This is a genomic window from Paenibacillus rhizoryzae (assembly GCF_059686995.1).
Genome location: NZ_JCAALT010000005.1, coordinates 540,847 through 567,781 on the forward strand (window position 1 = coordinate 540,847; position 26,935 = coordinate 567,781).

The 26,935-nt window shown below is 53.4% G+C and carries 24 protein-coding genes; 13 read left to right on the top strand and 11 right to left on the bottom strand.

Annotated elements, in window-relative coordinates; genetic code table 11:
- Positions 1-19 precede the first annotated feature (19 nt).
- The 4 genes from AC6ESO_RS17820 to AC6ESO_RS17835 all read right to left on the bottom strand — a co-directional run bounded on the left by AC6ESO_RS17820 (position 20) and on the right by AC6ESO_RS17835 (position 4,978).
- Entirely contained in the window at positions 20-451 is a 432-nt protein-coding gene (locus tag AC6ESO_RS17820) for an organic hydroperoxide resistance protein (protein WP_497092524.1), read from the bottom strand.
- Positions 452-666: 215 nt separating this feature from the next.
- Positions 667-2,796: a CocE/NonD family hydrolase gene (locus AC6ESO_RS17825; protein ID WP_497092525.1), complete on the bottom strand. Its 2,130-nt coding sequence runs from the start codon at positions 2,794-2,796 to the stop codon at positions 667-669.
- Positions 2,797-2,812: 16 nt separating this feature from the next.
- A complete protein-coding gene (locus AC6ESO_RS17830; protein WP_497092526.1) occupies positions 2,813-3,976 on the bottom strand; it encodes a dipeptidase in 1,164 nt (387 codons plus the stop codon).
- A gap of 15 nt (positions 3,977-3,991) precedes the next feature.
- The gene (locus tag AC6ESO_RS17835) at positions 3,992-4,978 is read right to left on the bottom strand and encodes an ornithine cyclodeaminase family protein (protein WP_497092527.1); all 987 of its coding nucleotides are present in this window, start codon (positions 4,976-4,978) and stop codon (positions 3,992-3,994) included.
- Positions 4,979-5,162: 184 nt separating this feature from the next.
- Between AC6ESO_RS17835 and AC6ESO_RS17840 the strand changes: the two genes are divergently transcribed.
- The 4 genes from AC6ESO_RS17840 to AC6ESO_RS17855 are packed head-to-tail and all read left to right on the top strand — an operon-like array spanning position 5,163 to position 8,314.
- Positions 5,163-6,692 carry a sensor histidine kinase gene (locus AC6ESO_RS17840; RefSeq protein WP_497092528.1) on the top strand — a complete coding sequence of 510 codons (1,530 nt, stop codon included), beginning with the start codon at positions 5,163-5,165 and terminating at the stop codon, positions 6,690-6,692.
- Positions 6,689-7,393 carry a response regulator transcription factor gene (locus tag AC6ESO_RS17845; protein WP_497092529.1) on the top strand — a complete coding sequence of 235 codons (705 nt, stop codon included), beginning with the start codon at positions 6,689-6,691 and terminating at the stop codon, positions 7,391-7,393. Before AC6ESO_RS17840 ends, AC6ESO_RS17845 begins: the two co-directional genes overlap by 4 nt.
- A 22-nt stretch (positions 7,394-7,415) precedes the next feature.
- Positions 7,416-7,949: a hypothetical protein gene (locus AC6ESO_RS17850; protein ID WP_497092530.1), complete on the top strand. Its 534-nt coding sequence runs from the start codon at positions 7,416-7,418 to the stop codon at positions 7,947-7,949.
- On the top strand, positions 7,946-8,314 hold the full coding sequence (locus AC6ESO_RS17855) for a DUF6220 domain-containing protein (protein WP_497092531.1): 369 nt from the start codon (positions 7,946-7,948) through the stop codon (positions 8,312-8,314). The genes AC6ESO_RS17850 and AC6ESO_RS17855 overlap by 4 nt, the downstream gene beginning before the upstream one ends.
- A 241-nt stretch (positions 8,315-8,555) precedes the next feature.
- Here the strand turns inward: AC6ESO_RS17855 and AC6ESO_RS17860 are convergent, their stop codons facing one another.
- Complete coding sequence (locus AC6ESO_RS17860; protein WP_494821439.1) at positions 8,556-9,374, bottom strand: phytanoyl-CoA dioxygenase family protein; 819 nt, start codon at positions 9,372-9,374, stop codon at positions 8,556-8,558.
- 114 nt (positions 9,375-9,488) lie between these two features.
- On the opposite strand from AC6ESO_RS17860, the gene AC6ESO_RS17865 reads away from it, so the two are divergent.
- Positions 9,489-10,328, top strand: a complete 840-nt coding sequence (locus AC6ESO_RS17865) for an AraC family transcriptional regulator (RefSeq protein WP_497092532.1) — start codon at positions 9,489-9,491, stop codon at positions 10,326-10,328.
- Positions 10,329-10,410: 82 nt separating this feature from the next.
- A complete protein-coding gene (locus AC6ESO_RS17870; RefSeq protein WP_494821441.1) occupies positions 10,411-11,328 on the top strand; it encodes an aldo/keto reductase in 918 nt (305 codons plus the stop codon).
- 92 nt (positions 11,329-11,420) lie between these two features.
- Here the strand turns inward: AC6ESO_RS17870 and AC6ESO_RS17875 are convergent, their stop codons facing one another.
- From AC6ESO_RS17875 to AC6ESO_RS17890, 4 genes are all read right to left on the bottom strand, one after another.
- A complete protein-coding gene (locus AC6ESO_RS17875; protein WP_497092533.1) occupies positions 11,421-12,272 on the bottom strand; it encodes an aldo/keto reductase in 852 nt (283 codons plus the stop codon).
- Between the two features lie 125 nt (positions 12,273-12,397).
- Complete coding sequence (locus AC6ESO_RS17880; RefSeq protein ID WP_497092534.1) at positions 12,398-13,777, bottom strand: MATE family efflux transporter; 1,380 nt, start codon at positions 13,775-13,777, stop codon at positions 12,398-12,400.
- 167 nt (positions 13,778-13,944) lie between these two features.
- Complete coding sequence (locus AC6ESO_RS17885; protein ID WP_497092535.1) at positions 13,945-14,799, bottom strand: patatin-like phospholipase family protein; 855 nt, start codon at positions 14,797-14,799, stop codon at positions 13,945-13,947.
- Between the two features lie 132 nt (positions 14,800-14,931).
- Positions 14,932-15,423, bottom strand: coding sequence for an HPP family protein (locus AC6ESO_RS17890; RefSeq protein WP_497092536.1), 492 nt, complete (start codon positions 15,421-15,423; stop codon positions 14,932-14,934).
- Between the two features lie 156 nt (positions 15,424-15,579).
- Between AC6ESO_RS17890 and AC6ESO_RS17895 the strand changes: the two genes are divergently transcribed.
- A complete protein-coding gene (locus tag AC6ESO_RS17895) occupies positions 15,580-16,029 on the top strand; it encodes a DUF4395 domain-containing protein (protein ID WP_497092537.1) in 450 nt (149 codons plus the stop codon).
- A 258-nt stretch (positions 16,030-16,287) separates the two neighbouring features.
- Here AC6ESO_RS17895 and AC6ESO_RS17900 read toward each other — a convergent pair whose 3' ends face one another.
- A complete protein-coding gene (locus AC6ESO_RS17900) occupies positions 16,288-16,683 on the bottom strand; it encodes a hypothetical protein (RefSeq protein ID WP_497092538.1) in 396 nt (131 codons plus the stop codon).
- Positions 16,684-16,764: 81 nt separating this feature from the next.
- Positions 16,765-17,853 (bottom strand): LacI family DNA-binding transcriptional regulator, encoded by a 1,089-nt coding sequence (locus AC6ESO_RS17905; protein WP_497092539.1) that lies wholly within the window; start codon positions 17,851-17,853, stop codon positions 16,765-16,767.
- Positions 17,854-18,108: 255 nt separating this feature from the next.
- Here AC6ESO_RS17905 and AC6ESO_RS17910 point away from each other — a divergent pair, with 255 nt between their 5' ends.
- The 6 genes from AC6ESO_RS17910 to AC6ESO_RS17935 all read left to right on the top strand — a co-directional run bounded on the left by AC6ESO_RS17910 (position 18,109) and on the right by AC6ESO_RS17935 (position 26,835).
- Complete coding sequence (locus tag AC6ESO_RS17910; protein ID WP_497092540.1) at positions 18,109-19,095, top strand: ROK family protein; 987 nt, start codon at positions 18,109-18,111, stop codon at positions 19,093-19,095.
- Positions 19,092-21,500, top strand: a complete 2,409-nt coding sequence (locus tag AC6ESO_RS17915; protein ID WP_497092541.1) for a glycoside hydrolase family 9 protein — start codon at positions 19,092-19,094, stop codon at positions 21,498-21,500. Before AC6ESO_RS17910 ends, AC6ESO_RS17915 begins: the two co-directional genes overlap by 4 nt.
- Complete coding sequence (locus AC6ESO_RS17920) at positions 21,497-22,585, top strand: SIS domain-containing protein (protein WP_497092587.1); 1,089 nt, start codon at positions 21,497-21,499, stop codon at positions 22,583-22,585. Before AC6ESO_RS17915 ends, AC6ESO_RS17920 begins: the two co-directional genes overlap by 4 nt.
- 575 nt (positions 22,586-23,160) lie before the next feature.
- Positions 23,161-24,162: a Gfo/Idh/MocA family protein gene (locus AC6ESO_RS17925; protein ID WP_497092542.1), complete on the top strand. Its 1,002-nt coding sequence runs from the start codon at positions 23,161-23,163 to the stop codon at positions 24,160-24,162.
- A gap of 1 nt (position 24,163) precedes the next feature.
- The gene (locus tag AC6ESO_RS17930) at positions 24,164-25,159 is read left to right on the top strand and encodes a Gfo/Idh/MocA family protein (RefSeq protein ID WP_497092543.1); all 996 of its coding nucleotides are present in this window, start codon (positions 24,164-24,166) and stop codon (positions 25,157-25,159) included.
- Between the two features lie 638 nt (positions 25,160-25,797).
- Complete coding sequence (locus AC6ESO_RS17935; protein WP_497092544.1) at positions 25,798-26,835, top strand: CapA family protein; 1,038 nt, start codon at positions 25,798-25,800, stop codon at positions 26,833-26,835.
- Positions 26,836-26,935: the final 100 nt, after the last annotated feature.

The window sequence follows — 26,935 nt, forward strand, 5'->3', positions numbered from 1 at the left end:
CACAAGTACAATCGAAGCGTTAGCCTACATGCTGCCCATTTACAACAAGCTTCGTTTCGATATTACCGCGTGTTGCTTTGGAATACGGACATACGCCCTTGGCTGCTTTCACCAATTCTTCTGCCGTGTGCTGATCCACGCCATCCATGTTGACGTGAAGCTGTACAGCCAGCTCGAATCCGCCTTCCGCATCTTTGCCAATGCTCACGTGCGCCGTTACGTCCGTGCCGGAATGCTGAACCTTCTGCGAACGCGCCACCAAGTTCAATGCACTGTCAAAGCAAGCCGAGTAGCCCGCTGCGAACAGCTGCTCCGGATTCGTACCTTCTTCGCCGTTACCGCCCAATGACTTTGGCATACGCAGATCTAGATTAAGCACGCCGTCGGAGGATGTGATCTTGCCATTGCGTCCACCCTCTACTGTTGCGATTGCCGTATATAATGTTTCCATGTCTAATCTCTCCCTCATTGTTTAATTGCATACAATTTAATTTTATAAAATTAATTTATCATCTTTGGTCTATGCCGTCAACAACAAAAATCCAGGCCGAATAATCGGCTTACAACGAGGGGATCGGCAGCCCTCTACTCCAAAGGCAGTGGATGCCGCAGCATGAAAAAAGACCGAATCCCCAGAAGGGGGAATTCGGTCTTTTTGGGGATATTTTATAATTTCATTACAGGCAGCAGTAATCGGCTCGGATATTCCTCCGAATGATAGATCGTTTGCTTGACGGTCACCGGTTGCGGATCGTCATAGGGATTCAGGCCGGTATTCGTGTTCGGAAACGCAACGAGCTTGCTCGATGACGTGATTGTGAATCGAATGCGATGGCCGGCTTGGAACGTGTGCGCGATATTTTGCAGGAAGATCGGATACTTCTCTACCTTGCCCGGCGTTAGCAGCTCCGGTGCGTCGAAGCCATTCCGATACTTGGCTCTCACGATATAGTTGGACAGCCGGATGGAGTTCCCTTTCTCGTCTACGTCGCTCAGCGTCACGACCCAGTCCGTATCCACGCCGGTGCTCGCCGCATACAGCTCACAGGATAGCTCGCCGGCAACGGTCAGCGCCTCCGTCAACGCTTCGCCGGTGTAGACCAGAATATCGCTGCGCAGCTCATGCTTGCGCATATTCTCGGGCTCCCGCTCCCCGCTGTCCGCCACGGGCTCTTCCGGATTGTACAAGTACGAATCCGGCTCCGACTGAGCAGCCGATGCAGGTGCGTCTCCCAGCACGCCATCGCCGAGACTCGAATTCGCTCGGCCGCCGCTGTTTAAGTAGAAGCTGCGCACTTCCGCTTCAACAGGCGTCCAATCCTCCGATGTCCGCCATTCGTTCGTTCCAACCACATAATAGGCAGCTCTCGGCTCCCGGTCGATGCCATTGTTCACGCCCTTAAGGAACCGATCGAACCAGCGCAGCACGTTCACATCATAATCATAAACGACGGCGTCGTTGCTGAAGCTTACGCCCATTAGATCTCGCGCCCGGTTCGGGCCATGCTCCCACGGCCCAAGCCACAGTTTACGGTTTGGCACATCGTGCTCGGTCAGCATGCGCCACGTTTCCGAAACGCCCGCGCTATCGCCATCGTACCAGCCGGAGATGACGAACATCGGCGCTTTCACTTGATCGCCCCGCTCGGAGAACGTGCAGTTCCGCCAGAAATCATCGTACTCCGGATGCTCGCTCCACAAATCCCATGGACCGGAAGCTCGTCCGATCATTTGCTGCGGAATGTCGCGAATCGGCCTTGCATCAACCGCTTTCTCCGGGTTCACCGTGATACCCGCGAAGATATTAAAGTCGGTCCGTGTCCCCACCGACTGCGCGAGCGTCCAGCACAGCAGCGGCCATGAGCAGACAGTGCCGCCCTTGCGCACCGTATCCACGAACGGCGAGCCTACGTTAACCTCGTTAACGACCGCCTTCAAGTTCGGATGGCCGCTGGTTGCGGCAGCCGTGACGACGTATCCGAGATAAGAAGCCCCCCACATCCCCACATTGCCGTCCGACCAATCCTGCGCAATAATCCAATCGATCGTGTCGGAGCTGTCATCCCGTTCATAATAGAACGGCACGAGCTCCCCTTCGGAATCCGCCCGTCCGCGGACATCCTGATTGACGACAGCATAACCTTTGTTTGCCCAGCGTTTCAGCTGGTCCTTCTTCATATGGCGGTCATAGCAGGTACGAATCAGAATCGTCGGCAGCTTCGTCCCAGGCTCGATGCCCTCCGGCAAATACACATCCGTTGCCAGGCGAACGCCGTCTCGCATCGGGATTAAGTCTGTCCCCAGCTCATGAATGCCATATTGCGCCTGCGACAGCGTAGGCGAATCGTAGATGGCCAGCGGAGTCAGCGCCTCATAACCTTCGGCGACGAGAATTTCCATTCCATATCGGTTCGGTGCTACAAAGCCGATGACGCGGCCCTCCACCGTTACTATATCTAGCGCTGTATCCATCCGACGTGCCCAAACTTGCGAGCTTACTTCACGGCCATCCACGATTGCGGTATAGCGAATATGCTTGAGATACACATCTCCGTTTGCGAGCTTAACCTCTTCCCCGCTCCAAGCGGCTTCCTCGTACTGATCAAGGAACTGCTTGATACGCTGCAAGGGCAGCATATAGGGCGCCTGCTCCGACAGTACATTTTCCTGCATTTGCGTCCGCCGCCTGGCATCTACCTTGGCGTGCGTCACCTTGTCCGCCGTAAAGCGAATCCGACCCTCATATACACCTGCGCAATATAGTTTAAACGTTGTCTCTTGCAGCATTTTGCTCATACTCGTTTCGTCGCTCCTATCCCCATACCTGTTCAAACACGCGCAGCCAATTGCCGCCCATAATCTTCGCGATTTCTTCGTCCCGATACCCTCTTACAACCAAACCTCGCGTGAAGTTGATAAAATAACTGTACTTCTCCAGCCCCTTCACCGTCTCGGTGGAAGGCCCGTCCCCCTTGGCAAAACCAAGCATCGGCGCCACATGCTCCTTGAAATGGACAAGTGCCCATTCCACATCGCTCATCGGCCAATCGGTGCCGATGCCGACATGATCGACGCCTACGAGCCTCACGATGTAGTCGATATGATTCAGCACATGCTCTATCGTCGTATCCTTCGGATCGCCGTGCACGAACCAAGGCATGGCGAACACGCCGATAACGCCGCCTGTTGCGGCAATCGCCTTTATTTCCTCATCGCATTTGCAGCGCGCATGGCCGTAGATCGCTTCGGCCCCGGTATGCGAAGCAATCACCGGTTGAGCCGATAATCGGCACGCATCAAGCGTCGTTTGTTTGCCGCAGTGGCTTGTATCGACGATAATGCCAAGCTCGTTCATACGGCCGATGAAACGCGTGCCGAATTTGCTCACGCCTCCGTCCGTCTCCTCCATGCAGCCGGAAGCGACATAGTTCTGATTGTTGTAGGTCAACTGCAGAATGCGAAGGCCAAAGTGATGGAGCGTATCCAGCAAATCCAGGTTTTTGCCCAGGCCGTCGTTCTCCTGTGCCGTCACAATGCCGGCCTTCCGGCCACTGCGCTTCGCTTCGCGAATATCTCCGGCAGTCCGTGCCTTAACCAGCCACTCCACGGCATCGAACTGGCGCTGCACGTCCCCCATGCTTGCGACGACGCTCTCCGGACTCGACAGGTCGAGCTCCCGATTACCCGCCGTAATGCCGGATCGGTACCATTCCTCTTTGAACTCAGCCAGCTCGCCGCGGGCAATCATACCTTTAATGAGTTTGGCCGGCATCATGCTGTATGCCATCGGCTGATCGCGATAAGGCTCGCATTGCTCACGAAGCTGTTCGGCTACATGCGCGGGTATCGCCTTTGGCGACAGCGGTCCCTGGAACAGCAGGTCAATGATGATCATCTGCTCATGCAGCTGCCTGGCTCGCTTTTCGTCCTCCGCCGATAACGGGAAAGGGTATAGTCCTTCTGTTTGCTGATTCATGCTGCTGTCCCTCTCCTAAAAGTCAATTTGCGTGCCTTTATGTAAACGAATGGCTTCTTTCAAAATAAACCCGGCTGCCGCCAAATCCTCGCTCGCCAGTCCAAGCGCTTTGAACAGCGTAATGGCTTGATCCGAGCTTCGCCCCTGCGGGATGCTGCCTGTCAGCAGCTCACCGAGCTCACCCCGAATATGAGCCTCCGTAATTACGCCCTCGGCAAGCGGAATAAGGTAATCGCCCGCTTCATGAACAGCGGATTCCCTGCGGTCGACATAGAGCTCCGCGCGTCGCACCAGCTCGGAGTCCAGCTCTCTGTCCTTCGCCCGGCATGCTCCGACTGCGTTGACATGCGCACCTGCTCTGATCCATTCGCCTTGCACAACCGGGGTCGTTGACGCTGTAACGGTGCAAATAATCTCGGCCTCCGCCACGGCCTGTTCTGCAGTTGGCATCGCTTCTACGATGATGCGAGCTCCTGCGTAGCGCTGCTCGGTCTCCAGCTTAAGCTGCGCCGCATGCGCCGGGTTCGGCCCCCAGATCGCAATGCGCCGGATCGGCCGCACGAGCAGCATCGCCTCAATATGACTGCGCGCCTGCTCCCCTGTCCCGATGACGGCAAGCGTTGCCGCATCTTCGCGCGCGAGCAGCTTCGTCGCTGCTGCGCTGACCGCCGCTGTGCGGATGGCCGTAATCTGCCTTCCGTCCACGATGGCTTCGAGCTTTCCCGTAACCGCGTCGAATAGGGATACAAACCCTTGATGCGACGGCAAATGCTTCGCGTGATTGTCCGGGAAGACGGTAATGATTTTGGCGCCAACCTTCTCTTCCCGCTTCAAATAGGCAGGCATCAGCCCCATCAAATTGCCCCCGCGCACGGGAACCACGCTCCGCAAGGATTGCACCGCTTGTCCGGTTGTCAGGTCTGCCAGCACTTCTTCCATCATGCCGATACATCCCTGCATCGTCAGCAGTTCTTTGACTTCATTCTGTGTAAGGACCAACATGCGATTCACCTGTTTCTATATTTGCTCGTTCCAGTATATCAGAATCTGTGTTACCTTTACTCGGACTCCGGCACCATGAACTTCCTCGGTTCGGTACTCTGCATTGTTTATACTTTTTTTAGAACTGGTTTATGGAATATTTACGGGTAGATACTACAATGAAATGGAAGGAGGCTGCCATGCCATGTCCATCCGAACGAAACTGCTTTTCTCCTATATTGCGATGATTGTCATTCCGGTTCTGCTGCTTGGCATTACCGTCACCTTAGCGGCAAGTGTCTTCAAACAAGATATGACTTCCCAGACCGGACAAGAAAACAGGCAAAGTCATGTGCCGTTTGCCGAAATCCGCGACTTGTTCAGCGGGCGCAGCGAGATCGCTTCCGGCCTTCGGTTCGTTGCCCAGCATGATCCGAAGCTGCTCAGCGACCCTGCTTTCCTAGCATCGACGGAGACGGAGCTGGCCAAGGTAGACGCAGGCATGGTCATCCTTGCAGACGAGACTGCCGTCTATAGCTCTCCGGGACTCTCAGCCGATGAAATTATAACCGAGTTGCACGGAAGCAACGATGATAGCCATCGCCGCTTCGCTCACCCCGGACCGCCAAACGGAAACAGTCTTGACCAAATTGCCTATACCAATCCTAGCGGCAAGCCGGGCTCGATCATCATCGTGTCCGATATGGAACCGATCGCGAACTTCTTTAAGAGGTTCATCCCAACCGTGCTGCTGGCCCTGCTTCTCGCACTCGTGCTGACGAACGGCGTTCTCACGTTCTTCGTCTCCCGCAGCATTATTAAGCCGCTTCATGCGCTGCGAGATGCCGCAGGACAAATCCGCGAGGGCCAGCTGGACCACGCCATTCATCTGCAGCGCCAGGATGAGATCGGACAGCTCGGATCCGCCTTTGAGGAAATGCGCATTCGGCTGAAAGGGTCGATCGATGCCCAGCTGCAGCTGGAACAGAGCCGCAAGGAGCTGCTCGCGAATATCTCCCACGATCTGAAGACGCCAATTACGGCCATCCAAGGCTGCGTCGACTGCCTGCGCGGAGGGGTCGCCGATACGGAGGAGAAACGGAGCAAATACGTGGACATGATCGGCGGCAAAACGGCCGACATGAACCGGATGATCGAAGAGCTCCTGCTGTACTCCACGCTGGATATCGGGAAGCTGCCGTTCCAATTGGAGACGCTGAACATCGCGGAATATTTGAGCCTTACCGTCGATGAGCTGAAGCTTGATCCCAGACTCAGCGGAGCCGAGATCCAGTTCATCGGCACCGCAGCAACAGATGCAGGTCAACCGCTGCTCGTTCGAGCAGACCGCGAGAAGCTGCATCGGGCCATCTTTAACGTCGTCAATAACAGCATTAAACATATGGACAAAACGCCGCGAATCCTCACGATAGCGCTCTCTAGCGAAGCTAGCCATTCCGCTACCGCAGCTATCACCATCTCGGACAATGGAACAGGCATTCCGCCCGAAGCACTGCCCCATGTGTTCGACCAGTTCTACCGGGCAGAGTCGTCGCGACGTCCGGATGCGGGCAGCGGCGGCCTCGGGCTCGCGATTGTGAAGCAGATTATGGAGGAGCATGGCGGCTCGGCGGAAGCCCGAAGCCGTGAGGGCGAAGGTACGGCGATCGCATTACACATCCCCACCGTGCAGCGAGTAAAATTGTCATCTGAAGAAAGCGAGGAGCCGATATGAATCGAACTCGGAAACGAATCTTGATTATCGAGGATGACCCTGTCATTGCCGAGGTGCAGAAAGATTATTTGGAAGCAAGCGGCTTCTCTGCAGACATCGCGGATCGCGGCGACCTTGGTCTTGAAATGGCGCTCAAAGGGGACGGCTATGACCTCATCCTGCTCGACTTGATGCTGCCGCGCATGGATGGCTATGACGTGTGCCGGCGCGTCCGGGAAGCGAGCAACATCCCGATTCTTATCGTCTCCGCGAAGAAAGAGGAAGTGGACAAGATCCGCGGATTCGGGCTCGGGGCCGACGATTATATTCTCAAGCCATTCGGGCTAGGTGAACTTGTTGCGCGGGTCAAAGCGCATTTGGCACGGTATGACCGGCTTGTCGGCAGCGGCGAATGGCGGAAGGATGAGCTGCAGCTGCATAACATCCGCATTGACCGGCAATCCCGCCGCGTGTATGTCAACGATGAAGAAGTGCTTTTCACAGCCAAAGAGTACGATCTGCTGCTCTTCCTCGTCATGAATCCGAATCGGGTCTTCCGCAAGGAGGAATTGTTCGAGCGAATATGGGGGCTCGACGCACTTGGCGATCACGCAACGGTGACCGTTCATATCAGCAAGCTGCGGGAGAAGCTCGAACGCGACCCGTCCAAGCCGCGTTATGTCGAGACCGTTTGGGGTGTCGGCTACAGATTCAACCTATAATTTATAGAGGAGCTGCGTTACGTTGAAGAAACTATCCTTGCAGGGACGCAGAATACTTCTGCTGCTGCATATTATTTTTGCCGCAATCATGCTGGGTGTGCAGGCGGTGTTTATCATTCTGGCGCTAACCGCTTCTGTGACAACCGATAGCACGGTGCTTCACGCCTGCTACTCCATCATGAATTTGCTCGCTTCGAGCAGCGTTCGGGCCTCGACCATTGGGGTGACCATCACCGGTATTATGCTGTCTGTGATGACTTCATGGAAGCTTTTTCGCTACAACTGGATTATTGCCAAAGAGGTACTTACACTTGTTTGCATCGGCATCGGAATCTTCGGTTTATATGAGTGGACGTTGAAGGGGATCGAGCCGACAGCTGAGGCCGGTCTGGGCGCATGGCAAACATCCGGTTTCACCGTCAACCATACGCTGCTCTGGATCGGAATCGCGCTGCAAACGGTCTCACTCGTCGTCATGTATATATTATCGATATGGAAACCGGGCGGCGAGCGGCGGTCGTATCGCAAACCATTAAAGGGGGCTAAGCAATCATGATCCGTATATCCAAAATCATTTTCTATGTACTAGCCTTGCTGTTCGGAATTTCATTGTTTACACAAGTGTTTCTGGCGGGCCTTGCGATCTTCGACAATGGCGACTGGTCCATGCACAAGTCTTTCATCCACTACTTCGAGTTTGTTCCGATTGTCATGATCGTATTCGCCCTCATCGGCCGCATGGGCTGGAGAACCGCTACCTTATCGGCCTTATTGTATGTATGCATCATCTTTCAATATATCTCCGTCAACCTGGATACACGCGCGATCGCAGCCATCCATCCGGTTACGGCACTGCTCATGCTCTGGGGCACGCTGACGATTATTCGCCGCTCCAACCCATGGAAGTCCATTAGCCGATAGTACCTCCCACCATGCAAAGGAATACCACAAAAGAAGAACCCCTAGGGATCAACATGTACAGGAATCCCGCCAATTTCGCTAAAGAGGAGCCCCTAGGGATCTACATGAGTTCGTTTTCACACGACAATACTTCGCAATGGCGGATGTGTTTTCAAGGGAGCTAATGGAGCTGTTTTTCCTCCATGCATCAAAAGGCCGTCCCAAAATGGGACGACCTCCTTTTATTTATGCGAAGTCATGATTACCACTGCCAAGGCATTTTGACAGAAGCGCCGACTCTTTCGTGTCTGAACAGGCTTTTCACAGCTGGCGATGCTTGGTCATACGCTTCTTGCGGAACGTGGATCGATCCGCCCGCGCCGTACCAGTCGTTGTTGTAGATCAATGCGATGTTTGTGCGGTTCTCTTGCGTACGGTTTGGCGTACCACGGTGCCACATGCGGATGTCACGGATTACTACCGAACCTGCAGGCATGTAAACTTTCTCCGAGTACATCGATTTCGCCGCACGCAGCATCTCACCGTCGATGGATGTATGTTTGGTGCTCTCAGGGTCCAGATGCGTACCGCCAGGCCATACTTCAAGCGGTCCGTTCTCTTCATGAACGTCTACGAGCGGAATATTCATAACTAGGCTGTATGCTGGCAGCGCCACACCCAAAGTTGGGAACAGCGGCGGCACGTCGGAGTGTACGTTTTGATAATCGGAACCTGGGCAAGCTGTATCCGAAGCCAGATACGTACAACGAACGCCTTCGCCAAGCACGGCGTTGATAACAGGCATCGCAAATGCGTTTGCGACCATGTAATCATTAACAAATGGTTGTAAAAAAGGAAGATGCATCTGCGCACGGTTCGTACCTGTGTTGTAACCGAATCTGTCGATGTATTCGTTGAAGATCGGAAGGAATGCATCCTTAATCTCTTGCACTTGCTCTTTGGACAACACGCTTTCAAATCCGATATAGCCGTTTTTGCGAATTTGTTCAATCGCTACCTCGATCGTTTCTTGCTCCGGTACACCAGTCAATCTTTCTTGCTCAGTCAATTTCAACAACATATTTAATCACTCCTTGTTTTCGATTTATGTCCTGATTATACGTTGCAGATTGCAGGACGTATTGTATAATGGAATCTAAATTGTAAAAAAGTCAGAAAAAAGTGAGTGATAAATTTGGCAGCGAACGATAAACTTCTATCCGGACTCGAAGAACTCATTGCCCTTATCGACTCGGAGTGGCCCTTCCTTGACCTGCATTCCTACGGCTTGTGGCGCAATCACGGATGGGATGGCGTGGGCCACAGCTTCGAGCTGAACTACTATATACAAGGAAGTAATCTGATTCGTCAGGATCAAGCCAGGGTAGAAGTGAAGCAGGGCGATCTGCTTTTTCTACCGGATACGATTCGTAAGAGCAGCTGCGACGACGGCAGCTTCAAGGTGATTTTCTTATCGTTTTGGTTTAAGGACGATGCGTTAAACGCAAGGCTGCGCCAGATTTATAAGACAATCGCCCGCGATTCCCAACCGCTTGCGGTGCCCGGCCTTGAGGATGATTTTGTCGCGCTCATTACCGAACTGCGCTCCGGCCTGCGTTCGCCGCATCTGCTGAAGCATCTGTTCATTCATATTCTTGTGAAAATTTACCGAGCGGTTCATATTTATCATGGCAGCAGACCGAAGCATAATAAGCATGACCAGATGATCGGCGAAATCATTAAAGATCTCAATGAGAATTACGGCTCCGACATTTCGCTCTCCGACATTGCTGCAACCTATTCGCTAAACGAGCGGTACTTGAATCATGTCTTCAAAGGTGCAACGGGCATTCCGCTTGGACGGTATTTGATGAAAATCCGCATCGAGCAAGCCAAACGACTGCTACGCACTACCCATCTGCAAATTACCGATATCGCGATGGATACCGGATTTTTCGATGCGGCGCATTTCTGCAAAGCCTTCAAGAAGCATACGGATTACACGCCGGCCGAGTATAAAGCGCGCATGGAATAAGCCGTGCCCTTGAATCCGCCCTGCTTGTATGTCACAATCTTCTGTAGGACTATACCTATTCGCAATTAGGAGGATGAAACGAATGAGAACGATGAAGCTCGGAAGCAGCTCCCTTGAGGTGCCGGTTCTTGCTGTAGGGTGTATGCGTATTAATGGGCTGGAGAAAGCTGAGGCGGAACGATTCGTCCAAACTTCACTGGAAGCAGGTGCGAACTTCTTTGACCATGCCGATATTTACGGTGGCGGCAAGTGCGAGGAAATCTTCGCGGATGCTATACATATGAACGACGATGTGCGGGAGAAAATCATCCTGCAATCCAAATGCGGCATTCGCAGCGGCATGTTCGACTTCTCAAAAGAACATATTCTTAACTCTGTAGATGCCATCTTGAAACGTCTCAGAACAGACTACCTCGATATTCTGCTGCTGCACCGTCCGGATGCGCTGGTTGAACCGCATGAAGTAGCGGAAGCATTCGATAAACTGGAGAGCTCCGGCAAGGTTCGCCACTTCGGCGTATCCAACCAGAACCCGATGCAAATCCAGCTGCTCAAGAAAGTCGTAAAGCAGCCGCTTGTCGCTAACCAACTGCAGCTGAGCATCACGAATGCCAATATGATCTCCAACGGCATTAACGTCAATATGACGGTTGATTCATCCATCAGCCGCGACGGCAGCATTCTGGATTACTGCCGCCTGAACGACATTACGATTCAGCCATGGTCGCCATTCCAATACGGCTTCTTCGAAGGCGTATTCCTGGGCAGCGAGAAGTTCCCAGAGCTGAATAAAGTGATCGATGAAGTCGCCGCTAAATACGAAGTGAGCAACACGACGATCGCGATCGCATGGCTGCTTCGCCATCCTGCACAAATGCAGCCGGTAACCGGTACTACAAGCGTTCAGCGTATTCTCGACTGCATCAAAGCAAGCGAAATCTACCTGACACGCGAAGAATGGTACGCCATCTACCGCGCGGCAGGCAATATTTTGCCATAAGACATAACAGAGGAGCCGAGATGTCCGTTCATGCGGACTTCCCGGCTCCTTTTTTTATTGTACTTCTGCTGTATGTCTCGCCGACCCTTATCTTAGCGCAGCCCCCAGAGCTCCTCGAACTTATCCGGGTCCATGCCGGAGCGTTCATTGCGGTTCAGCGCATCGAGCCGTTCCATGTCGGCTGACGACAATTCGAAGCCGAAGATACCGGCATTCTCGCGGATCCTCTCCGCATTCGCGGATTTCGGAATCGTCACCACGCCGTTCTGCAAATCCCAGCGTAATACAATCTGCGCCGCGGTACGCCCGTACTTCCCAGCCAATTCTTGAACAAGCGGCTCCTCCAACACTCGGCCCAGCATCAGCGGGCTCCAGGCAACCAATTGAATGCCCTTGTTATTGCAGTATCCCTGCAGCTCCTTCTGCGTCAGCCGCGGGTGATATTCCACTTGATTGACCGCTGGCACGACGCTGCACTCTGCAAGCAGCGTATCCAAATGCCGAACTTGAAAATTACTGACGCCGATTGCTCTCACTTTGCCTTCTGCATAAAGCTTCTCCATCGCACGCCATGTTTCCTTATAATGTGCACTCACCGGCCAGTGGATGAGGTAGAGATCAATGTATTCCATCCCAATCTCGCCGAGCGACTTTTCGAACGCCTTCAGCGTAGCGTCGTAGCCTTGATTGGCGTTATCCACTTTGGTCGTGACGAAGATATCTTCTCTTGGCACGCCGCTCGCTCGTACCGCTCTCCCGACCCCTTGCTCATTACGGTAAGCCGCCGCCGTATCGATGCTGCGATAGCCCGCTTCTATAGCCGTACGTACCGCATGCTCCACATGTGCGCCGTCTTCCGGTCTGCCCTGCCATACGCCAAGTCCAAGCCAAGGCATAACAACGCCATTATTTAATGTGACACCGCTCAAAATGGTTTCCGTCATCCTGCATCTCTCCTCTACATCCGACTCATTCTTTCCCCATCATAGGACAGCGCATGTCCGTTTGTCAGCACCGATTTACAAAAAAAAGATCCACAACCTCAGTCGGTCGTGGATCTCATTCAATATTAAGCTTCAAGCGGCTTTGCATGCTCCCGGCTCACAATAGCCTTCTTCGTCCAAATGCCGCTCTTCCATCTGGCCAGCATCAATAGTCCGCGTACCCATTCATCCACTGCGAACGAAATCCATACGCCGATTAAACCCATTTCCAAATGGATGCCGAGATAGTAGGACAACGGAACGCAAATGCCCCACATCGAGCAGACGCCCATCAAGACAGGGAACTTCGCATCCCCCGCTGCGCGCAGCGAGTTGATCACGACAATGTTGAATACCCGCCCCGGTTCCAAAATAATCGATATGAGGAGGATGCTCGCCCCGATCGCGATGACCTCCGGATCATCCGTGAACAACCCGACCAGCTGATAGCGGAACAATGCCGCAATGCCGACCAATACGGCTGTCAGCAGAATGCTGATCCGCAAGCTTCGCAGCAGCCGGAAGTACGCAGCCTTCTTCTCGCCGGCACCCACCATATGCCCGACTATAATTTCCGTCCCCATCCCAATCGCCATGGACAACGCCATGAAATAAGCGCTGATATTGTAGACATACACATGGGCGCTTAGCGCCTGTTGGCCGATTAAATTGATAAAGGCCATAATCATCATCATCTGCGACTGCCACGCCAGATGCTCGCCGGCAGAAGGCAAGCCGATGCCGAGTATTTTCTTCATATACTGCTTATCGAAGGAAATATAATCTCGAAGCCTTATTGGGCTTGGCGTTTTGCGATACAAGAGGATAAACAACACGATAAGGCCGAGAATCCGACTGCCGATCGTAGACACAGCCGCTCCGGTTACGCCCCATTCCGGGAAGCCAAAGTTACCGAAGATCAGCAGGTAGTTGCCCGCGACATGGATCAAATTCACGCCGAGCGTCACATACATAACGTCCCGGGTATTGCCGTTCGAACGAATAATCGACGAAACCGCGTACGAAATCGCCTCGATCCAAATAAATCCGCCAATCAGCTTCAAATAGGTGCTCGCGATCGCAATTTGCGAAGGGTCGAGATGGAGCAGCCGCATGCCCGGTTCACTAAAACAAACAACCACGATGCTAACGACGACGCCGAACATCAAATTCATCATAATGGCAAGAGCGGAGATACGGCTGGCCGTTGCTTTCTGCCCCGCCCCCAAGTACTGCGTAACCGCAACGCTCGTTCCAATCGCGACGAATCCGAACATCATAATACAGAACATCATAATTTCATTGGCAAACCCGACGGCACCCGCCACTTTATCCGAAATCCGGCTGAGCATGAAGACATCGGCCGTTCCCAGCATCATGCGCAGAACAGAGTCGACCAGTATTGGCCATGACAGAGCAAAGAGACTCAGCTTCTTCCAAGAAGGTACAGCATCATTTTTAATCAAAAAGGTCTATCTCCTATCACTTATTACATGATCTCTATATAACGCTTATCGCTTCCACTTACCAATCGTTATTATCCCACCTCAAATTGGCCCTGTCTATGACAAAAGACCTCCAATCCCGTATAGAGATGGAGGTCCTTTCAACTATATTCCAGCCTACCCCCGTCTTATGCCTGCATCCATGCTTTCATAACAGGCATTAATCGTTTGGCATCTTCATAACCTTCCATATATAGCGCGTCCAGCTTAGCCGGGTCGCGCTCCATCCGTCCAACTGTCAGCTTCTGCTGCGGCCGAATCACGAAGAGATTCCCTTTACGCTCCTGCTCTTCAATATAAGCTAACGTATCGTTGTAGATTTCATGGCGACGAAGCATAACTTTGACAAACTCGGGAAATTTCCTATACGCGCGTCGCACGAGCCAGCCGAAACGGTTACGCGATTTGCGGTAATCCGAATCCCGGGTCAGTACGATTACATTGCGCTTGAAGCCGTCCGTCTCTGCTTTACGAAGCGGAATCGGGTCCGAGATCCCGCCATCCAGCAGGTTGCGGCCCTTATATTCGATAATCGGCGCGATAAAAGGAAGCGAGCTCGATGCGCGAATGATCTTCAGCAGATCAAAGCCGGGTTCATCCCGGTTATAGAAGATCGTCTCTCCTGTATCGCAATCGGTCGTGCCGATGACAAACTGCTCTTTACTCGCCTCGAAAGCTTGATAATCGAAAGGAACAATCACGTTCGGGAGCTCATCGAAAATAAAATCCATGCCGAACAGCTCGCCCTTGCTGAAATAATTTTTCCACGAAATATAGCGCGGATCCGTGACGTAGTTGACATTGACCTCTCGATTGCGGCCAAGCTGTCTGGATAAGTAGCTTGCTGCCATGCAAGCTCCGGCCGATACGCCGATAGTATAGGGAAAGTACATGTTCTGCTCTGTAAAATAGTCCAGCACGCCGGCCGTATAGATGCCCCGCATGCCTCCGCCTTCGAGTACTAAACCGATGGATGAATCCATGACCAAACCCCTTTGCCTGTGCTTCCGTATTCGCTATATTCATTGTACCTATCGCTTAACGGGAGAGTCAATTTTACGACAAACAAGAGCCGACCTGATGCGGCCGACTTTCTATACTCGTTTCTATTCCTGTCAGCTTGCAATGTCTCTGGATTCGACTGCTGCAGGTTTGTTTCCAAACATCGATGATAATGAATGACCGAACTTGCGCTCCATGACCTCCGCCAAAACAAGAGCAGCCATTAATCCAACCAGCGCGGCGCATACCGATATCGGAATCGCCCATAGATGCGAAGTATGCGAGAAGAAGGGGATTAACGCTATGGCAGCAATCGGCGGTGCGTTCCAATTGAACTTGCGAATCAGCCAAATGATGATAACGGCGTTCACAAACAGGGTGAGCGAGCTTGGATAGAGATAGAACAGAATCGTACCTATAATTGCCGACACTACGGACCCGAAGGTAATCTTGCCGAGCTCCGACATCGAATACGTGCGTGTGAGAAACAGGAAGCTAAATGAGCCGATCGTCGGAAAAAACAACGTATCCAGGAACGAAACATGCAGCGAAAGCCAGTAGAGCACCATGACATATAAGCAAATAGCTAATGATTTCACATTCATTAGGTCGTTACGGCCTCCTAATTGAATTGACATAGTTTTTATTATAACGGTCTGTCTTAGAAAAATCACTCGGAAAATAGCCATTTAAACCTACCTGCTAACTAGGAATTGAAGTATAATGAATGTACCGATTCGAACTACAAGGAGGGCCTTGAGATGGGCAAACAACCGATTCTCCCTACGTATGCGTGCGTAGACGATGTTCCTTTGCACCGTGTTCGCGGTAACCAGCTCGGCATTTTGCTTAGCGTAATTATTAGTGTAAGTACAGGACAATTATGGATACTCGCACTTCCTCTAGTCGTTCAATTGATCAGCCGCACCTATGGCGTTAACTATAATCTGTTTGTTCGTCTGTTTGCGCCATTGTTCCCTGTGAGCGCTCGGACGGAGAGCCGCGAGCTGCTCCGGTTCAACAATTTGCTGGCGATTCTCTTCCTCGTTGTCACGCTCGTTGCCTACACTCTCGGGTTCCTAACTGTAGCCTATGTAGCGCTTGGCATGCTTACCGTAGCCGTTGTGCTTGCGCTTGGCGGATTCTGCGTTGGCTGCTTCATGTACTTTCACTGGAAGCAATTTCTCTTGAGACGGAAAATATCGCAATGATTGTCGAACCGACCTGACGTTAGGGTCGGTTTTTTTGTGCGCGATGCGAGTGTTGTGCGATCAGCTGGGAATAATAGCGGATATGAGAAATAAGTTCATGCTGAGCGTGCTGTTAATTGCCGGGTTGGTCTTGAGCACTTGAAAGGACCAGATCGGAATGATTTCCCGCCTAATTATCTGGATCTGTTGAAATAAAACAGCCCGCCCCAATTGTAATTGGGACGGGCTGTTTAGTTGCTGGGATGAATGAATGCCGTGCTACCTTCTATGCTTCGTTAAGAAAACATGCTCTCTCTTCTGAACGGCTTTCTCCCGATCCTGCTGAATGTCATCTTTCAGTTTCGAGACGCATTTCACACAAAGCTTGCCCTGACGGGTTGGCTCTGAACAAAGATCACAGGCATCGGATAAGTTCGGGTAATCGAATAATTTAAGCTTGCCCTTGCGGATATACGAGCGAATCTGTTGCACGGGAACTGCGGTTTGTTCAGCCACTTGCTCATTGGTGAGCTGGCGGTTGCGCCTTAGAACCTGCTCAATCGATGTAATTTGTCCATCTTCCTCGGCCGTGCATGTCGCGCATAAGTTGCGCAGATTCTTCTGAAAAACCTTTCCACAGTTGGGGCAATGCGCCACGTTTAGTTCTAGAGCCATACCATAACCTCGCTATTAATAGTTCTTATGAACCAATGATAGCATGGCGCATGGAAAAATTCACTAGAAAAGAAATCATAGCTAACGCTGAGAAAGCCTCGCTCCGCACGACTCGCGGATCATAAGCTCCGGCGTATGTTGGATGGCAATGGCCTCAGGCGAACCGTTCATGGCGCTAATCAATTGAAGCACCGCCATTTTGCCTAAGTATTCATTGTGCTGATCCATGGCGGTGAGCCTCGGGATGCTGAACTCGCACTGCAGAAACTGATCGCAGCTAGCGATCGCAATATGCTCGGGACAATGCAAGCCTCTGTCTTTCATCGCGCGAATGCCGCCGAGCGCAACCATATCATTCATGGCAATAACCGCAGTCGGCATGGAGATTCCACCCGCCTCACTCGCATCCAATAGCTGATTCATCGCTGCATAACCATCCGGCGCATAATAATCCGATGGAACGATCATCTGTTCCTCTACAGTCTTGCCGAGCGCGTGCATGGCCTGCTTGAATGCATCCATACGCGCTGTGGTGATGCGGATGCCCGGCTCTCCTCCGATGAATCCAATTCGTTCATGGCCCAGCGCAATGAAGTGATGAACGATCGCCGTTACACCCTGCTTCAAGCTGCGCTCGACGAAGAGACACTCGCAGCCTTCAATTCGGCCCCCGACAATGACAACGGGCAATCGACGGTGGAGCTGATTGAGCGCTTGGATAAACGAGTCCGGAATCTCTTCTTTATCGATCATGCCGCCAAGAATAAGGACGCCATCGACCTGCTTCTCCAGCAGCATGCGAAAATAATCCTCTTCCGAGAAGCGCAGATTGGGCGCCCCCTGCTTCTGATGCTGACGGACAAACATCGTATTGAACAGCAGCGCGGCATACTGATGCTGCATCGCAAAACGCTCCACTTGCTGAAACAAGGAAGCGAAATAAGGATTTGTAATGTCAGGTAGAATAACGCCGATATTACCGGGTTTATGCTGATGAACCATCCCTCTCGCAAACACGCTCGGGGTATAGTTGTATTCCTCTATGATTTTCTCAATGACTGCTCTCTTCTTCGGGGAGACAGAGGGGCTGTCATTAAGTACACGTGACACGGTTGAGACGGAGACACCGCTCTTCTGGGCAATTTCCTTAATCGTAATCTTACTTTTCACAGGCGGTTCCTCCGCTATTTCATTCATTGGGTGATAGCTAGATTTGATTTTATCCTAGTTCAAAGTCGAATTCAATTGAAATTTGGTATCGGTACCAAATTGCTGATGAAACGGAATTCGGTTAATTTTACCCCTGTAGATACTGGAATTGTATCCGTTGACCGCCTTATTCTTATTTGCTACTCTCAGATCATAACGAAATCATTACAGCTTGATTTGGTACCGTTACCAAATTGAAAGGAGCTCTTCCGACAGATGAATACTTTTCCCGCTTCCGTTCTTGCAGTCGATTTAGGCGGCACCTCGATACGCGTCGGGGAGGTCGCGCCGGACGGTACGATATTGCATATGAAATCCTATTCCAGTGACACGTCTTCGCAAGCTGAAGCGATGGCACGCATCTTGAAGTCCATCGAAGATTATCGAACGAACGAGCCGCTCATCGCGCGCGAGCTGGTCGGTTTCGGTATCGGGGTCGTCGGACGCGTCGATTCTCGCAACGGCCGCTGGCTCGAAATCGAACCCGGCAAGTCAGACCCGACTGACGTGACCGCAATCTTAGAGTCCGCGGTTGGACTGCCCTGCGGCATCGATAATGATGTGGCCTGCGCCGCGAAGGCGGAATGGCAGTTTGGCTGGGGCACGCGTTCCAATCATTTTATCTACTTCAATATTGGCACAGGCATTGCGGCAAGGTTTATCGTGAACGGGCACTATATGGAAGGCAGTAACTTCAATGCCGGCGAAGTCGGGCATATGGTGGTGGCGATGGACAGCGAAGTTGTATGCGGCTGCGGCCGCAGAGGCTGTGTCGAGCGGCTTGCATCCGGCCTTGGCATGCATGAGCGAGTAATGGCGCTTCGGCCACACTATCCGGAGACCTCGATTTCGATCGCAGGGCATGGATCCCGAGTGCCTGCTCGATTGATTTTCTCCGAAGCAGAGAACGGCGATCGGCTTGCACAGCGAGTCGTTGCCGATGCAGCCCGGGCAGCTGCGACAGCCATTATGAATCTGGTGCGCGTCACCGATCCGGAAACGATCGTACTAGGCGGCGGCGTTGCGCGAAGCGATTATTTCCGGGAACAGATTGGGCTGTATTTGAACCCTAGAACGATGCGTTTCGTTACCAACGGCCTTGTCGCCACGATGCTTCCCTCGCAAGAAGCAGGGCTTGTGGGAGCCGCGCTGGCAGGCTATGAAGCCTTTCATTCCCGTCATAAAGGAGGTGCAGCACGATGAACGAGGCATTCATTAGGGACATTAAACAATCGGGCTATATCCATCGCCCGCTGCCGATCTATGAGGAGCACTCGCTGGAACGGGAGCAGCAGCGGCAGCAGTTGATTGACGCGAAGCCGTTTTACGAATTGGGCAATGTGAGCGGCAATGGACTGGTATGGGTGCATCGCGGGATTGGATCGCTGCAGCAACCGGCCGAGCAGCCGCTTCTGCTGAGCTCCCCAACGGTTACGCCCGAGTGGCCCCCCGGCGCTCCGGCCGATGGCGATTATACGAATTTCGGCCATTCTTGGATGGCGATGGCCGTTGATCGGGAGGATTGGGAAAGCTTCAACCGCATCGCCATGGAACTGCGACCGGACTTCCACGGCGTGCCGAATGCCTACGTCATGATTAAGTTCCGAAACGAAGGCGTCTTCCCCATTCCCGACATCTACGACCGTGAAGGAGTGCACGGCGTTAACCTGCGCAACCACCAATGGAATACGATCCACCTCGATATTGGGGGGCTTCCGAGAGATATGATCACGGAGCTGGCGATTGGGCATCTCATTAACGGCAAGGAACGAGCCACCGGTGAGACGATGACCCTACAAGTAAGACGCATTACGCTTGAAAAGACGACCGGGCAGTCGATCTCTAAAGGCTGGATGCCAAGCAAAGGCGAGATCGTGTTTTCGCATTCCGGCTACAATTTTGGTAGTCCGAAGACCGCCTTCGCCGCTGAGCTTGCTGCAGAGACGTTCGAATTGAAGTGTGCCGAGCGAGGCGAGACGGTCTTCAGCCAGCCGATTGGAGTGATCGAGACATCGCTTGGCCGCTATGCCCTGCTTGATTTCAGTGATTTTCGGGAAGTAGGCCGATACTACCTGCAGGCCGGCGGCCTTATGACTGAAAGCTTTGCGATTGGCTCCTCTGCGCTCTTGTGGCAGCCGTCTCTCTGGAAAGCGCTCAATTTCATATTTTGCGAGCGATGCGGCTATCCCGTCCCCGGCATCCACGGCAGCTGTCACGCTGATATTATCGCGAAGCACGAAGGCACGATGCTCGCCTTTAACGGCGGCTGGCATGATGCGGGCGACGTCTCGCAGCAGCTCATTCAGACCGCGGAGGTTACATGGTCGCTTATTGAAATGGCCGAGCAGGTGAAGCTGCGCGATGAGGATCTCTATCTCCGTTTGCTGGAGGAAGGCGAATGGGGGCTCGACTTCCTGCTCAAAACCCGCTTCGGAGACGGCTTCCGGGCAACAAGCGCCGGCATCACCCGCTGGACGGACGGGCGAATCGGCAACATGGATGATGCCGATGCCCGCGTGCATAACCAGGCTTACGAGAACTTCTACTGCGCCGGTATAGAAGCTTACATTCACCAAAGGCTGCCGAATGCGGCGCTGTCCTCACGTTTGCTGCAGATTGCGCGGGAGGATTTTGATTTTGCGCTTGCTCAGTTCGAGAAGGTCGGGTTCCAAGAGAAGCCCATCTTCTGGGAGCATACGTACCAATCGTCCGAAAGCTTATATATGGCAACGGCATCCTGGGCAGCATCGATGCTCTATCAAGCGACAAAAGAAGAGTGCTATGCGGCAAAAGCAGCCGAATTCATCGCATACGTCCAACGCTCCCAAGAGCTGGACGGCCTCCTGCTGCAGGACGGATCACGCTTGGGTGGTTTCTTCTATCGCAATCCCGATAAGCGGATAGTACAGCATTTCAACCATCAGGCACGCGAGCATTTGTACATGTGGGCCTTTACGGCCATTCATGAAACGCAGCCTCATCATCCGGATGCCGGCAGCTGGCTAGCTTCGATTGTAGCCTATGGCGATTATGTGAAGCAGTTGGCTTCCTATACACAGCCTTATCCGATGCTGGCAAGTGGCGTGTATCATGTCGATGAACATGAGGATGACGAGAGCTTTAGCCATCAGCATTTGCTTATTGATGAGCGTGCCAAGACGGACTATAGCCTGCAGCTGAAGGAAGGCGTTAAGCTGAACGACTCCTACTACCTGCGGCGGTTTCCGGTTTGGTTCTCGTTCCGAGGCAATAATGCGATCTTGCTGTCTGCCGGAAAAGCGGCTTCTCTCGCCGGTCTTCACTTGAACGACAGCGAGCTGCTTACCATTGCGGAAGGGCAGCTGCAGTGGATTGCAGGGCTTAATCCGTTCGGCCAATCGCTCATGCATGGCGAAGGCTATCGGTATGCGCAGCAGTATTCGGTGCTGAGCGGCGAGATGACCGGCGAAATTCCGGTCGGCGTTCAAACGTTCGGCAACGAGGATCTCCCTTACTGGCCGCAGTTCAACAACGCCACCTACAAGGAAGTTTGGACAGGTAATGCGGGAAAATGGCTGTCGCTTGCGGCGGATCTATACGAAGCTGCCGATCGGGAGGGTACGCGATGAAACCGACGATGATGACTTATATTCTTGAGGAAGAAGCGATGGTTCGCGGGATTCTGGCGGCTTATCCGGAGCAAGTGCGCTCCTTCGCGCAGCACTCCGCGGGTAAGCGTGAATGGCTAATGCTCGCGACAGGCTCTAGCTATAATGCGGCGCTTAGCGCCAAGTTCGCGATAGAACGCTGGGCCGACGTGCGCATTGAGGTGAAGGAGCCTTTCCACTTCACCCATTATGAACGGATCAGCCCGCATACCGATTTGGTCATCGGCATCTCGCAGAGCGGACAAAGCACTTCGACCATCGAAGCGCTGCAGCGCATTCGCCGCGATGCCGGCGGAATCGCGACCATCGCGTTTGCCAGCGATACGGCGAGCGCGATTGCCGAGGCCGCCGATCTGACCGTCGATATCGGCTGCGGCAAGGAACGCGTCGGCTACGTGACGAAAGGGTTCCTCGCCACCGTGCTTACGCTGATGCTTGCCGGCCTTCATTTGGCCGAGACTGCCGGGAAGCTGTCCGAGGCTGAAGCGGAAGGGATTCGCGCAGGCTTCCATGAGGCAGCCGCGTCGATTCCCGCTATTATTGAGCGGTCCGAAGCCTTCTTCGAGCGGCATCGCGAAGCGTTCGCAGCGGCTCCGCGCTTCACCGCAATCGGCTATGGGCCGGCGGTCGGCACCGTCAAGGAGATCGAGACGAAGTTTTCGGAGACGGTGCGGGTACCGTCACAGGGGATCGAGCTCGAAGCGTTTATGCACGGGCCGTACCTGGAGGTCAACCCGGAGCACCGCATCTTCTTCCTCGAAACGGGAGTCGGCGCGGTGAACGACCGGCTTCGGCTGCTGCGCGATTACGAGTGCCGCGTGACTCCGTACACATACACCGTTTCGCTTGGCGAGTCAAAGGATGACCGTACGCTCGGCCTCTCTCTTTCGTGCGATGAATATACGGCGCCGCTGTGGCTCGCCATTCCGTTCCAGCTCTTGGCCCATCACATCGCCGAAGCGAAGGGCAACGACCTGAAGACGCGCATCTTCACCGACTTCGGCGTTGCGATGAAGAGCAAGACGCAGCCGGGCGATTACGCCTAGGCTGCGCCGGTTGTAGCGAGAAAAGCCGTCTCATGAACGCGCGGTATGCGCTTCTTGAGACGGCCTTTTGTCATGCTCCGCGGATGCGAGGTAGTCGCCGCGCTCCCTCCACTCCCTTGGACGAAGATGCGGACTGCAGCGATTTGGTTGCAAGCAGAAACGGGTTGTTTTTGCAGTTGTTGCGCGCTAACAAACCGTGGAGACCTTATTTGCGCGAAAACAGCCCTAAAAATATTCTAACGAACCGTAGAAGCCTTATTCGTACGAACTGGTGTAGTTTGGGGCATTTTGACACCAAATAAGGCCTGTACGATTCGTTAGATTTTCAAACTGCTCGATTTGGCTCAAATAAGTCCTCTGTGGTTCGTTAGATTCAAAAACCCGCGTTTCATCTAGTTAAAGGAATCGGTTGGTGCGAAAGCAAGCCGGCCGCTCGATTCCGTTTCCGCTGAGCTGCTCGAATCGTTCGGATCGCTCGTCCCTGTTCCTTTCCCTCTATCCAATGAGCTGAACTTCGTCTAAAATGACATTGAACCACCTGGGACTACCATTATTTTGCAAAGGAGCGCATGTTCATGAAAGTCGTAGTATTGGGTTGCGGCACAATGGGATACGTACACGCCGCCGCATTCAGTCGGATGCCCGGCGTCACGCTGGCCGCTGTGTGTGATAGTGATGAAGAACGCGCAGAACGCGTAGCTTCTTCACTTGGAACGGCTTCTTATACCTCGTTTGAGGCAATGATGGAGGCCGTCGATGCTGACGTTGTCTCCGTTGCTTTGCCTACTCCCTTCCACAAGGAATACGTACTGAAAGTCGCAGCTCTAGGCAAACATGTCATCTGCGAGAAACCGATCGCGCCAACGGCCGCGGATGCGGATGAGATGATTGCAGCTTGCCGTACGCAAGGCGTCCGCCTGTTTATCGGCCATGTCGTTCGTTTCTTCCCTGAATACGTGGATCTAAGTAAGCGAATTGGTTCCGGTGCCATCGGTACTGTCGGCGTCGCTCATGCGAAACGGATCGGCTCCCATCCGGGCGAACACTCGCCTTGGTATGCGGATAAAGAAGCAAGCGGCGGCGTAATCATGGATCTTATGATTCACGATATCGACTACATGCGCTCCCTCTTCGGAGATGTGAAATCCGTATATGCTCTTAACCGGACACAACGGTCCCTTGATTATGCACTCGTTACCCTTCGGTTCCACCATCATTCCGCTATCGTTCATCTTGAATCCCATTGGGGCTATCCGGGCGCATTCACAACAGCCGTCGATTTCGCCGGTACTTCAGGCGTTCTTCAATACGACAGCAGCACTGCCAAATCGCTGCAAATCCGCCGCACGGAAGCAGCTGCTGCCGAGAAAGCAGTTCAGGTGCCTCAAAGTCCTTCGCATCGTGATCCTTATTTCATCGAGCTGGCTAATTTTATCGATTGCATCCGCAGTGGAGCTGAACCGATCGTGACGGCCGAAGATGCGAAGAAAGCCGTTGAGGTTGCACGGGCTGCAATGGAATCGGCTGCTACCGGACAATTGATCCGCCTACAATCGACTACTGGGGAGGCACGCTAATATGACGACGACTACATCAATCTCGGTTGGCCTGCTTAGCTTTGCCCATGGTCATGCCCACAGCTACACCGGCGAACTGCTCCGCCGTTCCGATGTGACCATCGCCGGCTTCTGGGACGATAATCAAGACCGCGCAAATGCGATCGCAGCGCAGTATGGCTTCCGTCATTACGAATCCTTGCAGGAGCTTCTCGGCGCAGGCATCGATGCCGTCATTATTTGCTCGGAGAATGCGAAGCATGCTGATCTGACGCTTGCCGCAGCTGCCGCTAAGAAACATGTTATGTGCGAGAAACCGCTTGGCATCTCCGTGGAGGAGATGGAGCTTATGATCCAAGCTTGCGCAGTTAACGGCGTTCAGCTTATGACGGCCTTCCCTTGCCGGTACATCCCCGCTGTCGTGGAAGCGAAGAGATCGATTGACCGCGGCGATATCGGAGAGATCGTGGCCATTAAAGGAACGAACCGCGGCTCTATGCCTGGCGATTGGTTCGTAGTCCCTTCCGCTTCCGGCGGCGGCGCTGTGCTCGACCATACGGTGCATGTGATGGACCTGATGCACTGGTTCGTGCAATCCGACGTAGTCGACGTGTATGCGGAAGCAGCTACTCTGTTCCATCCGGAGCTTGAAGTCGAAGACGCCGGTATGGTGCATGTCCGCTTCGGCAATGGCGCGGTTGCGTCGCTGGACCCGAGCTGGTCCCGCTCCAAATCGTTCCCGACATGGGGCGACGTCACGATGGAGATCATCGGCACGAATGGCGTTATCAGCATCGATTCTTTTGCGCAGAAAAATGATCTGTACAGCAACAAAGAGTCGAAGGCGCATTGGCTATACTGGGGCGACGATATGGACGCAGGTCTCGTGGACGCCTTCATCAGCGCGATTCGCAGCGGCTCCGCCGTGCCGATCACCGGTGAAGACGGCTTGAAATCGGCTCGAGTCGCGCTTGCCGCACTGGAATCGGCAAGACTGGAAGCGCCGGTTAAGCTTTAGCATCTGTAAATTAGACGAACCCACAGTCCCATGATTGAGCTGCGTCCCAATTGTTAGCTGGTGTCTAACAATTGGGGTGTGCAGTTCAGATGCGGCTGTGGGTTTTTGGCTTGGCATGTGCAGTGAAGCGATATATGCAGCGGAAGTGTTGCACCCAGGGCAACACTTCCGCTGCTCGCGTGCTTTTCGCGCGAATGTGTCGCTCCCAGAGCCACACTTCCATCACTCGCGCACTTTCCGCGCGAATGTGTCGCTCCCAGAGCCACACTTCCGCCACTCACGCGTTTTTCTCGGGCATGTGTCGCTCCCAGTGCCACACTTCCGCCGCTCGCGCACTTTCCGCGCGAATGTGCAGCTCCCAGAGCTACACTTCCGCCGCACTCCCGCGCTAACGAACTCTACAGGCCTTATTTACGCAAATATCGCCACTCTTTTATTCTAACGAACCGTGAAGGCGCTATTGAGGCGAATTCGAGCGGAAAGGGACAGTTTCGCACCAAATAAGACCTGTACGGTTCGTTAGATTTTCAAACCGCCTAATTTCGCCCAAATAAGGCCCGTGTGGTTCGTTAGAGTGAAAACCTACATACCATGACTATGAGAATCACGGACCGAATAGTGGAAAGGATGCGAAGCCTATGGAATTTAAGCTCGCTGCTGTCGGGGATATTTTGATGATTGGGCCGATTCTGCGCTCTGCCAAACAGCAGGGGGATCGGTACGCGTTCGAGCCCCTATTCCAGAAGGTCGCCCCTTACCTCAAGCAAGCGGATCTGGTCATCGGCAATCTGGAAACGCCGCTCGCGGGCAGAGAATCTGCCTATACAAGAGCGAACGCCACCACGGGTTTCTCCATGTTCAACTGTCCGGATGAGCTCGCTCCAGCGCTTAAATCCGCAGGATTTGGCGTCTTGACGACCGCCACCAACCACTGCTTGGACCGCGGCACGAAGGGGCTGATCCGCACCATTAATATACTGAACGATAATAACCTGGCACATACCGGCACCTACGCTTCTGACCCCGGGGCCGACAACCATATCATCGTCGAAGTAAAAGGACTGAAGGTCGGCATCGCCAACTACAGCAAAGGAACCAATAACATCCCCCTGCCGGCAGGTGAAGCATGGCGTGTAAACACCGTCACCCCCGCCACCTATAACAAAGTCGCCGCACATATCCGCAGACTCGCGGAGCAGGTCGATGTCGTCATCGTTTGCCTGCATATCGGCAAGGAATGCCGCCACGTCCCCCTGGGCCAATCGCGTGAGCTCGTGAATCTGCTGCTCGCAAACGGCGCGCATATCATACTCGGCCACCACCCGCATGTCCTTCAGCCTGCTTTTCATACCAAAGACGACAAATTCGCCATCTACTCACTTGGCAATTTCGCCTCCACCCTTCTCTACAAGAACGCTGCCACCAAATGCGGTGCCATCGCCGAGCTGACCGTTGTCAAAGACGACAATGGCAAGGTGCGCGTGAAAGAGGCTACCTACGTCCCAACTTGGACGACCAGAGTAACAACGTCAAGCGGCATGCGTTATCGGATCCTCCCGATTCTCCAAACCTTGAACCAGCCAGACCCTGGTCAACCGGCAGCCGATCGCCAGTTAATGCTTAAGGTGTGGAAGAAAATGTCCCCGCTGCTCGTTGAGAAGCGCACACTACTCTAGATCCGTTCACGCGATCAGTAGGTTGGAACCAGCAGCACAAAAAACCGCACCCCAAAAGGGATACGGCTTCGCTACAACACCGGTACAAACTCACAGCTCT